Raw genomic sequence first — 11,819 nt, forward strand, 5'->3', positions numbered from 1 at the left:
TACCTCACTTTTCATTGCTGGCAACTTCTCGCCGTTTGACGACCATTGGCGAAGCTGCCGGCGACACCATCTGTCGCGGACTCGAAGAGGAAGACGACATCATCGCAGGAGCTTTGCTGCCGAGTCTGGCCAAGACAGCGGCGGCGTAGGCCCGCCCGCGTTCGGGGTTTCGTTCCAAGGGGGTGTGATAGGTGGCCACGGCCTCCCAGGTCAGGCCATAGCGCTTGATGGCCTGGGCCAGTATCCAGACGCCCACCTGGACGTTGCCGCGAGGTTCGAACACCACCTCCAGGGGGAGACGGTAGCGCCGAAGCCACTGCGCATTGATTTGCATGAGGCCGATGTCGAAGGAGAGCCCGGCGGCAAGCGCGGCCCGGGCCACCACCAAGGCCTCTTCCTTCGAAGCGTGGAGGATCGGCCGACCGGCTATATTCATGACCCATGGCCGCCCTCCGCTTTCCTGACCAGCGATGGCCAGGGCCAACGGCTTCGGCACGCCGTAGCGTTCGCAGGGACCATCGAAGAGGCTGACCAGGTCTTCGGAAGATTGAGCCCAGGCAGGGGAGCCCGCCGCAAGCAACATGGTCAGGGCCATGCTGGCGCAGACCTGGGGGATCATGCTCATCGGGTCATCTCGCGGCTCAGTTCGCGGCCAAGATGCTGGTCGTGGCCTCTGGCCACTCCCTTGCCCTTAGATATCTGCCCGGCCACTTCCGCGAGGCCACGTGATAGTTGAAGATCATTGAAATCGGTCAATCCGGCGGCTCGTTCTTCTTTGTTGAAGACCGGGATGACGACTTCTCCCCCTATGGCTTGCGCAGCCTGTGTGGCTTTTTCAACGCCGATGTTTCCATGTTCTCTGGAATGATCATTGTCGGCGCAAATGGTGATCTTGGCTTCCGGGAACATCTCCCGAAGGGATTTCGCCACAGGCTCAAGATTGCCGGCATCGAACGCGACGGCGACGGGTTTATTCGTGGCGACATTGACGCTCACCCCTGTTGCGTAGCCCTCAGTCAGGATAACTTCGTTGGTGCTGTGCTTTTCGTCGAAGTCAAGTTTGAAGAAACAGCCTGACTTTTGACCGTCTTTTTGGAATTTTTTATTCCCTTCCCAATCAATCTCCTGCACGTTTCGAAGTTCGCCTTGGGCATTATAAAGAGGTATCAGCAACAACTTGCCATCGGAAGATTCCTTGATCCCTCCGAGGGGTGGAACGCCTTTGCGAAGCAAATATGGGTGATCGAGTTCCTCGATGGGTCTGATCGGAGGCAAAGCCTCAAATGCTTGGCGACACTGGCGGGCCACATCGTCCTGTCTGGCCAGCCGTTCACGCTCCCGGCGCTGACCACGTTCCGCCGCTTCCTGCTTGAGAGATGCCTTCTGATCTTCGGTCAGGGTGTGCCCATGGGTTTTCCACGTGGTTTTTTCGCCGGTCACGTAATTTTGGAACCATCCGGCCGGATGACCATCGAGAAAGCCTTGGTAAGCTCCATCCAGGGCGTTCGACCGGCCAGTCACCGGCACGCGGTGAATCTTCCCGTCCATGATGGGCGCGCCCTTAAGCTCCAGGCCGGCTGCGCGCAGGGCCTGGGCGAACTCATCCTTGGGGTCCATGGTTGGGGCCGGGCTCGGTTCTTTGGAAGGCAGCCAGGTGCCGAGCTTGGTCATGTCCGCGCCCTCGGGCGCATACCAGAGCTTGGCTTTGCCATCCCATTTGGCTCCGGCAGCTTTCGCCCTGTCCTTTTCGCGAAACGACACGGCCAGGAAGGTTTTTTCTTTGGCAGGAGCGGGTGGCGCTTTTCCCACGCCCTCGTCACGCAGATAGGCGGCAAATGCGTCGTCGCTAAGCCCCAAAAACTCTTGGAGGGGCTTGCCGGTTTCATTTTCATGCCAAAAATGAACACGAGCATCGAGATGCTCTTTCTTCTCGGCCGGGGAGCTGGCGACTGCTTTGTCTTGGGCCATCATCTCCTGGGACAGTTCCTGCTTTTGTTCCATGCTGAGGACGTGCTGCTTGATTTTCTCCGCGTCGCGGCAGGCGCGGACGATTTCATAAGGATCTTTTTCCAAGACGGAGACCCACGAATCCACATAGGCCAAATGCTGCCCGGGATCGTGGCCGATTCCTAAATCCTGGCCGAGCATCCAAGAGGCGATTTCCGCCCGCAGTTCCTCGCGGGCATAGGGCTCGGAGCCGAAGGGGCCGAACTCCCGGTCCATCCGGGAAGGATGGCCGGTCCAATGGCCAAGTTCGTGGAGCGCCGTAACGTAGTAGCCATCAGCCGAGGGGAAGTGGTCTTTAGGAGGCAGGCAGATTTCATCCGAGCGCAGGCTATAATACGCCCGGTTGCGCTGATTGTGTTTGATGGTCGCGCCGGAGTTTTCGAGGATCGTCTCCGCCTTTTGATTCGGGTCCCAGGCCAGCCTGACCGTGGACGGGTCCAAAGGCGGGATGTTCCCCTCCAACTGGCTGACGTGGAAGACCGAGGAGAAGCGCACGATGGGGCGGCTCAGCTCCACCTTTTCCATGACCTGGTTGCCATCGCCGTCCAGCACCGGCTTCCCGTCATTGTCCCGGGCCGGCTCTTCCTTGGAGAACTGCCAATAGACGATAGGCTGAGCCTTTTCGCCTTTCCGGACTCGGCAATCCAAGGAGTTCGCCTGCCGCAGCGTCATCCAGCGAGGGTCTTCGTACCCTTTTCGGGAAAGCATCACCCGGTTGATGCCGCTGTAGACCGTGCCCGAGACGGGATTCAGCGGCGCGTGCAGTTCGCCGGGCTGCCAGGGCTTTTGCCAAGGAGCTGTGCCTTTTTTGAGGTCATTGATCAGCTGCGCGGCAAATTCTTCGTGAAAGGGTTTGCGGTCTTTATGCGCCATGCCCGCTTTCCTCCACTTCATGCCCATCGTCCAGATCATCGAGGCTGACGGCTGTTTCCTCAAACGCCCCCATGAAGTCCGCCACCTCAGGATCGGCCGGGATGCCAAGACTGGGATTTTCCGAGGCCTGGACATCCACCGCCCGAGCCGCTGCCGCTAGATGCTTCTTCTCCATTACGTATCCCTCCTACATTCCCATATCAAAAAGATTGGACTGTTTAAGAGCACGAACCGTAAACACCAAAGAATTGCTTTTGACGGCCGCGTTGATCTCAACTTCGAATTTGTCCCAGATGGTTTTGAGTGTTTTTGGTAGGCCGTCGAATGAGTCATTAGAGTCATATTTCGGCCAATCCTGACGCGCTCTCCAGGAATTCTCACCAAGATGCCGCCACTCCCAATCGGAAAAGTTTCGAGGGCCATTCACAATTGAGAATCCATTGGCTTTCTTTTCAACCCCAGACCATTTTTGATCATGATAAACAACGCAGCGCCATTCATGCTTTCCAACAACACAGGCTGGAGTCGCAAAGACTATTGGTTTTCCAGAACTTGTTCTGTTATCCATAGCCTTCCTCATTCAATGTAGTATAAAAAATGGCTTTACTTTTCGAAGAGAAGCAAGGTGGACCAAGCCAAAGTATCGGCCGTCAAAACCGCCTGGATGCCCAGAGGACAGGATCAGGGCCATGCCCGGGGGAATCCGGCCAGGGCGGAGCGCCATAGGCGGCAGCGGCCTGCCGTGGCTGTCTTGCGAATGTGCCTGGCTCTCCGGCTGGAGCTGGCCGTTTATCCGGATGCCGTCCGGAGCCAGGCCTACCTCGTCTCCTGGGAGCCCTGCTACGACCTTGAGCAATGGTTGCAGCCCACCCGGGCATGACCCGGGCCGCAGGTACCCCCGTTCCAGGGCCAAAGGCGTGAAGGAGACGTCTTCCATGCAGAAGCTGACGAGGGCGCCGTGCTCGATCACCGCAGCCTGGCCAGGGACAAACTGATAAAACCCCCGAGGCATCGAGGCCGTGGCGTTGAACCGAAACCCGCTCTCGAAAAGAAGGGCTCCCGCGCACCCCATGAAGCACACGAGAAAGACGACGGGCCTCATGCTTGAACCTCCTGCGCTTTGAGGTAGGCGGCGTAGCCGCTTTGCCTCTCAAGAGAGGTTTGGGCCTTAGGATTGGCAGTGGTGGCCCGATTGAGGGAATCGGATTGGACGGGAGTCGGCACCTTGACCCGATCAGAAAAAACGGGGTCCAGGAAATACAGTATTTGACGACCATAGATCGGGGAACGGCCGGCAACGAAAATGAGCATGTCACCGGCCTTTTTGGCCTTCCCTCCCTCTTTCGTAAGGCCCGGTAAACGCATGCATTCATCCGGTGTCAGAAGGGGACGGGCTGTTTCGCTGACGCTGACCGAGGCGTTTTTCAAGTGGCCACTCCGAGAGCCCGATAAAGAGGTCTTTTCGGTCACAACGGTCGTCTTGCCTGTCATTTCCGAAAGCTCTTTGCCTGTCTCCAGCGTGTTCGGCGCGTAGGCAATTCGAATGTGGCAGTTGCCCTTGATGCCGTTTTCCTTGCCGTAGGTCTCATTAAGTTGTTCTATGTTTTGGATGACGAGCAGATAGTTGATGCCATAGCCGGCGGCATAGGCGATTGATTTGTTGACGACCTCCATCTTGCCGATGGACGTGAACTCATCCAGCAGCATCAGCAAGCGACGTGGCGGTTTCTTCTGGACTCCGTTTTCGAATTCCATACGTTCGCAAATGCGGCTAATAATGAGGTTTAGAATCAGCCGAAGCAGCGGGCGCACCCGGTTCACATCCGTTGGGCTGACGACGAGATAGAGACTCACCGGCTTTTCATGGTGCAGGAGGTCGCGCACCCGAAAGTCCGAGCGGGCCGTGTTCATGGCCACCACGGGATCGCGGTAAAGCGCCAGGTTGGACACCGCCGTCCCCACCACGCCCGAGCACTCATTGGCACTTTTGTTGAGCATCTCCCGGGCCGAGCTGGCGATAAACGTGTGGATGTCCTCACCGCCGATTGCTCCGGAAGGGAAGCATTCCGCGACAAGAGCCGCATGATCGGCATTGAGCATTTCCTCAAAAAGCTGCTCAATCGTGCGGTCCTTGTCGGCCAGCATATTCCCCAGATCGCTCAAGGTGGCCGGTCGCTTTTGTTTGTGGCGCACCCAAACCAGACAATGCAGCAGGGCACCGGCAATGAAGGCAAATCCTGCCTTGGCCCAGTAGTCCTGAAGGCCCTTGCCCTCGGGGTCCACAATCATTGTTGCAATATTTTGCACGTCCGGGATGGCTTGGAGCGTATCCAGGCGCACCTCTTCCAGGGGATTAAAACACGTGCCAATCCTGCCGTCGCCCGAGCTGGCATCCGAGGGATCGAACCGCAGAACCTTGTGACCCTGGGAGTGACGCCAGCCTGCCGTCAGCGCCCAGTTTTCGCCCTTGATATCAAGGCTCACTGTCGAATCGGGATAGGAAAGCAGCGTCGGAAGGATGATGCCCACGCCCTTGCCCGACCGAGTCGGCGCATAAAGGAGTACGTGCTCGGGACCATCGTGCCGCAGATAGCGTTGCAATTGCGCGCGACGGCCATTGAGCCATTGCCTGGCGGCCTGCCAGCCGTGGAATTTCTGGACCCAGCCGCCGACATAGATGCCCTGGCCACCCAGAAGCCCCATATCCATGATCTCATCTTCGGCCGCCCAATGGGCTGATCCATGCAGATCGGAGGCCTGCTTGGGTTTGCGCATGTTCAGTAGGGCAAAACCCAGAAAAAGAGCTGGGCACGATAAAAGCATCTGCCCATAGATTCGGCCCGGCGCACGACCTCGTATTCGTTGCTCCACTGGTGCCACGAAAGAATTTTCCAGGGAGCGTACCAGGCCATGCCGAAAGCCGAGCCCCAAGGTTTGCCCAAGGACGGATGGTTGCCGAAGATTATTGCCACCTGCTGGGTAGCCAAAGACAAGCTGACCAAGGCCAAGAGCACCATAAAAGGAGGTAGCCCCATCGCCAAAGCTTACGGCGCGTCTTGATTCCACCCAGGCCGTGCTGAATGATCTCACTGCTCACGATAAGGCTCCTTGAAGACCAGGTCTTTGGTGACGATGACGTTGAACCGGTATCCAGGCCGGATTTCCAGCGTCGGCTTGATGTTCATGTTTTTTTCGAGAAGCTTGGAGGTGGTCTGTCCGAACTGCGTGGCCAAGGCCGAGGCCATTTCCTGTTGGAGAGTCGGTTTCGAGGAACTGTTTGTGGAATTGGAGCTGTTGGATGTCGGGGTCATGCTATCCACGGCCCAAGAGGTGGTCCCTGTGATGAGCGACATCAGCAGAGCGCCGCCAAAAGTCCGGAAATAGTGATTGTTCACTTCATCATTGAATCCCGAATAGCCGGCGCTGTCCGTGCCGGGCATGGATTCCAGGGTGATGGCCGAGCCATCGGGAAAGATAATGCGGTTCCAGGCCACGAGCACGCGGGATTGGCCATAGATGATCCGGGAATCATAGACCCCGTAGAGCCGAGCGCCTTGCGGAATGAGCAGGAAGTGGCCGTTGGCCGTGTCCAAGACATTCTGGCTGACCTGGGCGATGATCTGGCCGGGGAGATCGGAGTTGATGCCGCCGATCATCACCGCCGGGATCACGGCACCGGTTTTGACCTCATACCGCTGCCCTGCCATCCGGGTGTTGGGGGAAATCCACTGCTTATCGGTTTTCTTTGCCCGATCAAAGAACGCTTCCTTGTCTTTGTCCGCCGCCGGGTTGTAGTCCCCTTCCCGGGGCGCTCCCGCGAGCCGCTCAAGTCGGTCGAGGTGATCAGTCGGCTCTTTTTCGGACTTCAGTCCATTGTTCTCACCCTGGAGCCCGGTCTTCGCCGTCTCGTCCTTGACCTTGCGGATGACAAGTGGTGACGACAGCGCACTCATGGTGGCTTGATGCCGCTGCCTGCGCAATTCACCCAATTCGCGTTTATATTCCGGTGGCTCGTTGCTGGTGACCACCTGCACGATGGGCTTGGGCGGTGTTGTCGGTGCTGGTGGCGGTGGAGGCGTCGCCATGCCCATGCCGCCGGCGTCGCTGACCAAGGGTTTGTCGTCTCGGGCTGCAATCGGTGGTTTTGTTTTCTCCTCCTGTTTCTTTTGGCTGGAGAACTCCACCGAGTACACCAAGACGCCGAGCAGTATAGCCCCGCCAAGGATTGCGGCATAAAACGGCCACTTCCGCATCCTTTGGGTCTCGATATATTCATTGGGATCATTGAGCATGATCAACTTCCTTTGGCGCAGGTTGTACAGACCATGATGCGGCCGTAGTCCGATGCGGGATTGACCCAACCCAAAGTGTCATCTGTGGTCAGCAGCCGCAGATGCACTTGCCACTGCGTATCGCTGGCGCTGGTCGCCCAGGTCTGAAACGACGTGAGGGGAGGAGCCGCAGCTCCGGCGGCGGCGATGGTCGGGGTCACGAAGATTTGCGGAGTGGTATCGGTGCCAGGCGGGCAGGACGGCTTGTCGACGAGATCCCCGTCCTTGGCCAGAGTGGCGTTTTTAAAAAGCGTGCTGTTTCCGGTGTCGGCCAAGATTTCCATGTTGCCGTTCCGGCAGATGTAAAGACCCTGGGTCGTGTCCAAAAACACCCTGCCTTCCACGGACAAATCGCAGACTTCGCTGCCTAAGCTTCGGGCCGTGAACTGGACCTCGTAGAGGTTTCGGATCGCGTGATCCGTCATATCCAGTTCCGTCTGCATCTGATTGAGTTCCGGGTGGCCCGGGACGGCCACTCGGTAGAGAAAATCCTGGCCGAGGCTTGAGCTGTCGAACGTGCTCAGTGCCCCAAGGTGGCCAGGCCCTGGGGATGTGATCCCGACGCTGGCTAGGTTGAGTATCCACCCGCCGAAAGCTCCGCGCAGCGAACTCGACGGCTGGTCCGGAATATCCCCAGTGGGGATGAAGCCGCCGGCCCCTCCCGCCATCGCAGCCGCCGAAGGAACGACCGAGGTGGCGAAACGGACATCCTTGGAATCCTGTCCTCGTCCACCTGTGGTCAGCACCACGGCCTGCAATGTATTGGAAGATGGCTGCCGAAAGACGATTTGATAGGTCTGGCCCCAGACGTTGTGCCCTTGAAAGCCGGCCTCCAGGAAGCCTTCCGTTACCAACGGGTCCGTGCTGATCGTCGGGCCGCTGGCGGACGAGGTTTGCGTCAAAAGGTCCGTCTGGTGCTTGCGGACATAGGCGGAAGCGGCCTTGGTCACCGCAACGAGCTGGTCGGCGGCCTGCCGTTTTTCGAGCTCGTTTGCGCCCAGCTCCCACAGGTTCAAGAGAACTGGCAGCATGATGAAAAGGACCAGCAGCGCGCCGATAGTTTCAATGAGTTTCATGCGATTACTCCACGCTGACCACGCTCACGATGTCGCCCTCGGAGACGAAGGCCGGGACCGGCGTAACGCCGCCGTAGCTGGGGAAAAGCCGGCCCGCCGCCGCGCGGCCGATGGCGTAGCTTCCCCAGTACAAATCCCGGACGACTGCTATTTCCTCGGGCGACGCTTGCCCCCAGACGTAGAGGCAGCCCGCCTCGATCCGGGCGTGCCAGGGACGCAGCATCGACCAGCTTGTGGGCAGGTCCAGGGATGCCGTCGCAATATCTCCAGGCGTTTTGTGACCGTTAAAAACGTAGCGGTGCACTTCATTGCGGTAGACTGCGTAGTTCGCGGCTATTGTCTCTGTCCGCTGATCGTCCTGGGAGTCCATGCCCCTGAAACGCAGCGTGGCTAGGAGGCCGAGAAGAATCATGAGAACGGCCAGTGCTTTCATATGGCCTTGAGTCCATGATCCGCGATGCGGTTGCGCAAATCACGCATATCGTCACCGAGTGTCTGTAGTTGTCGTTCGCGCAGTTTCGCCCGAAGGCCTCTTATGCGCATGGCGCTTTCGGAGTTGGAAGCGGCGAAAGGGAGAAGCAGGTATTGCGGGCACTTCTGCAACTTTGGCTCGCTCTCCAAATCCTGAAGCAGGATGGCCAGGAGGGAATTGGCTAGGTTCTCGCAGGCGTTGACCCCATCAAGCTCCTGCGCCCAGTTGATGAGCCGCTCCAGGGCCGCGATGACATCAAGGCCATGGATGGTGGCCACCACCAGTTGCTGCCGGGAACCCAGGGCCACGCGCAGGGCCTCCAGCGCCGCGAACTTGGTGTGGATCTCGCCAATGAAGATGACGTTGGGCGAGGCGTATAGGTGCGCCCGCTCGATTTGCATGGGGAGTTCGTGCTCCCCTTGAATCTCCGTCTGAAAGCAGTAGCCGTGGTCCCCCCAACTGCCGCCGAGGGGCAATTCTGCCGGGTTTTCAAACGTCACGGCATGGCCGCCATGTCGTTTGAGCCGGCCGGCCACCAAGGCGCTGGCCGTCGTGGTCTTGCCCGAAGCCTGGGCCCCGGCCACCAAGATAAGGCCCTGTCGCTGTTCCGCGAGAAGCAGCCAATCGGTCAGGTACGACGGCAATCCGAGTTCCGGCAGTACGGGCACTGCTGCGGGCAGCCGGCGCATGAACCAGGTCTGACCGGAATCGACATCCTGGATTTCGGCCACCCGGTAATACACGCCGTTATGGGAATACCGAATCGTTCGGGGTTCCACGCGAAGCCCCGTGGCCGGGTCCGTCTGGCGTTTGGCCAAGACGGCATCAATCAACTTTTTGGGCAGCTCTCTCACCTCGGCCGCGCAATCCTGTGGGACGGGGATGAGCTGCTGTCCTGAGTCGGGGCAGCCTTTGAGGCGCGCGGACCCGTCCGGCAATATGATCAGGTCCGAAAAGGACAGTTCAGCCAGCGACGTCATGGTCATCTCGCCGTGAAGAGGATGGTGTTGGTATCTTCGCAATAGGAAACGATATCCGTGACCACCGTATCCGAGAGGCGATCCACGACATGCCCGTTGACATCCACGCCGAGCCAGGCATCCGTCTGGAATTTTGCCAGCTTGGTGCATTCTTCCTGGGGGATGCTGGTGAGCTCGATGGAAAAGGCCGCATCGGCTGTCACCGGGGTCAGGGTGATGTTGCCGCCGAACGCATTTTTGAGAACTTCGCCCTTAATAAATGATTTGGGCACCACCCCGGCTTTGAGCGCCAGGCTATTGTCCAGGCCGCTATAATCGGCAGAGCCGGAAAACATATGCTGCACCTGCATGCGCAGGGTGACGAGATTTTGTTCGGTCTCGCCCAGCTTGGACGAGGAGAAGGCTGCGTTAAGGCCCAAGGCGGCTCCGGCCAGAATGATAAGGCCCACGAGAATGGCCCCAAGGGTTTCCAAAAGCGTCATGTCAATATCCTCCGGTCGGTAAGAGTTGGGACTGCAACGAACCTATTGCCATTGCCAGTATTGATACTAAGGCGGTGATCAAGACGATTCCCATCAAGTTCATGAGCCGGGATTGCTGTTTGACCAGCTCTACTCCATCGTGCATCCACTCGGTCGCCAGTTCATGCATACGGCGATGGAAACTCGGCAACACAGCGTACACCCGCAAATCATCAATAAGTTCCTGGTCAGGGAAACCCATTCCACAATCATACATCGATTCACCGAGGTTCTTGCCGATTCCGTTTTCAATGGAAATGGCCAAAATGCGCTCTCGAAGGTAGGGACTGATCGTCTCGGAATTGATCATGCTCTCCAGAATGTGCGAGAGTTGGATGCCGGAGCGCATCATGGTCGCAAGCGTGTAGAGCCAGACCGAGCCCACCGTCAGGCGGTAAATCGACCAGGGGGGCAGGTTTTCGACGGAGAGCCGGAGCCGGCCGGTCCAGGCGGGTAGGGTCAAAAGCGCCGTGGCAATGATGGCGAGAAGAACAATCAGCGTGATGACCCCGGTGAAAGAAGCCACAAACGAGGTCATCTTGTAGAATGCTGCCGCCGCGCCATGCCATTTGGCGGGATCGGACAGCATGGCAAACTTGGGCATCACCATAACGGAGACGACACCCAATAACAGCATGCAGACGCCAAAGAGAAACACCGGATAGGCCAGCGCGCTCACCACGGCCCCGACGATCTTCTGACGGGCCGCCAACAGGCCGGCCGCCAGCTCCAGGCCATCGGGCAACCGGCCTGAACGCTGGCCGCTGGAGATCAGCATGACCTCTTCCGGCGTGGCAAAGTCGCTCAGGCTCGCGCCCAGGTTGTGCCCCAGACCCAGGTGTTCCAGCACTCGGGCGTACACCAACGCCGTGGGGGACCGACGTGTGGCCGCCCGCAGTTGCATCTGTCGCAGGCTCTGGTCCAGACTCATGCCATGTCGGGCCTGGGCTGCCAGCTTTTTCCAGGTCCGTTGCCGTACCGAGCTGCTGAAGGCTAGGCGCGCCAGGAGTTCTGCCAAGTATTCGCGCATCAGCGTCCCCCGGACACGAAAACCTGGTTGAAGTTGAGGGGGACGCCCAGACGCTCTTCCGCGAGATAGGGATCGACCTGGCCCTCTTTGATGAGCGCCACGGCGTGGTCGACGTAGCTGCGGCCTCCTTTTTCCTTGATCCAATATTCGTGGGCGCGGGGGATATTTCCTTCGCGCAAATACCCGAGCATTTCCTGGTCCGTAGCCACGATCTCGGCCGCGACTGTCTGCCCGATCAACCCGCGCTTGCGGCATTCCTCACAGCCATTGCCCCGGACGTACACGGATTCCCGGTCATCCAGGACGCGCCGCAACCGGCCGGCAACGTCTTCGGGCAGGTACTGTTGACGCTCCTCGGGCGAGAGGTCCATCAGCCGGATTTTGCACTTCGGGCACAGCATGGGCAGCAACCGCTGGTATTCGAGCCCGGCCAGGACGTTATGGTCGCAAATCTGTTCCAGCGGATTGCGATAGTGGGTGGCCAGGATGCTGACCAGGCGGGCGATGATGCCCATGGCGTTATTCGCAT

General features: G+C 58.8%; 13 protein-coding genes and 1 pseudogene. 1 reads left to right on the forward strand and 13 read right to left on the reverse strand.

The window, feature by feature from the left end:
- Positions 1-4: 4 nt before the first annotated feature.
- From DVDV_RS03825 to DVDV_RS03845, 6 genes are read right to left on the reverse strand one after another with little or no spacing between them, the layout of a single operon-like run.
- Positions 5-625, reverse strand: coding sequence for a lytic transglycosylase domain-containing protein (locus tag DVDV_RS03825; protein WP_231584054.1), 621 nt, complete (start codon positions 623-625; stop codon positions 5-7).
- A complete protein-coding gene (locus DVDV_RS03830; protein WP_075353390.1) occupies positions 622-2,880 on the reverse strand; it encodes a zincin-like metallopeptidase domain-containing protein in 2,259 nt (752 codons plus the stop codon). Before DVDV_RS03830 ends, DVDV_RS03825 begins: the two co-directional genes overlap by 4 nt.
- On the reverse strand, positions 2,870-3,055 hold the full coding sequence (locus DVDV_RS03835; protein ID WP_075353391.1) for a hypothetical protein: 186 nt from the start codon (positions 3,053-3,055) through the stop codon (positions 2,870-2,872). Before DVDV_RS03835 ends, DVDV_RS03830 begins: the two co-directional genes overlap by 11 nt.
- A gap of 12 nt (positions 3,056-3,067) precedes the next feature.
- Positions 3,068-3,448, reverse strand: a complete 381-nt coding sequence (locus DVDV_RS22070) for a hypothetical protein (protein WP_139311511.1) — start codon at positions 3,446-3,448, stop codon at positions 3,068-3,070.
- A 12-nt stretch (positions 3,449-3,460) separates the two neighbouring features.
- The gene (gene traF / locus DVDV_RS03840; RefSeq protein WP_075353392.1) at positions 3,461-3,982 is read right to left on the reverse strand and encodes a conjugative transfer signal peptidase TraF; all 522 of its coding nucleotides are present in this window, start codon (positions 3,980-3,982) and stop codon (positions 3,461-3,463) included.
- A complete protein-coding gene (locus DVDV_RS03845; protein WP_254845226.1) occupies positions 3,979-5,655 on the reverse strand; it encodes a type IV secretory system conjugative DNA transfer family protein in 1,677 nt (558 codons plus the stop codon). The genes traF and DVDV_RS03845 overlap by 4 nt, the downstream gene beginning before the upstream one ends.
- A gap of 135 nt (positions 5,656-5,790) precedes the next feature.
- Here DVDV_RS03845 and DVDV_RS23160 point away from each other — a divergent pair, with 135 nt between their 5' ends.
- On the forward strand, positions 5,791-5,940 hold the full coding sequence (locus DVDV_RS23160; protein WP_254845227.1) for a hypothetical protein: 150 nt from the start codon (positions 5,791-5,793) through the stop codon (positions 5,938-5,940).
- Positions 5,941-5,966: 26 nt separating this feature from the next.
- On the opposite strand, the gene DVDV_RS03850 is transcribed toward DVDV_RS23160, so the two are convergent.
- From DVDV_RS03850 to DVDV_RS03880, 7 genes and pseudogenes are all read right to left on the reverse strand, one after another.
- Positions 5,967-7,172, reverse strand: coding sequence for a TrbI/VirB10 family protein (locus DVDV_RS03850; RefSeq protein ID WP_075353393.1), 1,206 nt, complete (start codon positions 7,170-7,172; stop codon positions 5,967-5,969).
- A 2-nt stretch (positions 7,173-7,174) separates the two neighbouring features.
- Positions 7,175-8,287: a shufflon system plasmid conjugative transfer pilus tip adhesin PilV gene (gene pilV, locus DVDV_RS03855; protein ID WP_075353394.1), complete on the reverse strand. Its 1,113-nt coding sequence runs from the start codon at positions 8,285-8,287 to the stop codon at positions 7,175-7,177.
- 4 nt (positions 8,288-8,291) lie between these two features.
- Positions 8,292-8,720: a type IV pilus biogenesis protein PilM gene (gene pilM / locus DVDV_RS03860; RefSeq protein WP_075353395.1), complete on the reverse strand. Its 429-nt coding sequence runs from the start codon at positions 8,718-8,720 to the stop codon at positions 8,292-8,294.
- On the reverse strand, positions 8,717-9,739 hold the full coding sequence (locus DVDV_RS03865) for an ATPase, T2SS/T4P/T4SS family (protein WP_075353396.1): 1,023 nt from the start codon (positions 9,737-9,739) through the stop codon (positions 8,717-8,719). Before DVDV_RS03865 ends, pilM begins: the two co-directional genes overlap by 4 nt.
- Positions 9,740-9,741: 2 nt before the next feature.
- Positions 9,742-10,221, reverse strand: coding sequence for a type 4 pilus major pilin (locus DVDV_RS03870; RefSeq protein ID WP_075353397.1), 480 nt, complete (start codon positions 10,219-10,221; stop codon positions 9,742-9,744).
- 1 nt (position 10,222) lies between these two features.
- Positions 10,223-11,290 carry a type II secretion system F family protein gene (locus tag DVDV_RS03875; protein WP_075353398.1) on the reverse strand — a complete coding sequence of 356 codons (1,068 nt, stop codon included), beginning with the start codon at positions 11,288-11,290 and terminating at the stop codon, positions 10,223-10,225.
- A pseudogene (locus DVDV_RS03880) lies at positions 11,290-11,819 on the reverse strand (secretion system protein E); the annotation flags it as partial. The pseudogene DVDV_RS03880 and the gene DVDV_RS03875, both read right to left, overlap by 1 nt.

This window comes from Desulfovibrio sp. DV, assembly GCF_001936595.1.
Classification (GTDB): Bacteria; Desulfobacterota; Desulfovibrionia; order Desulfovibrionales; family Desulfovibrionaceae; genus Solidesulfovibrio.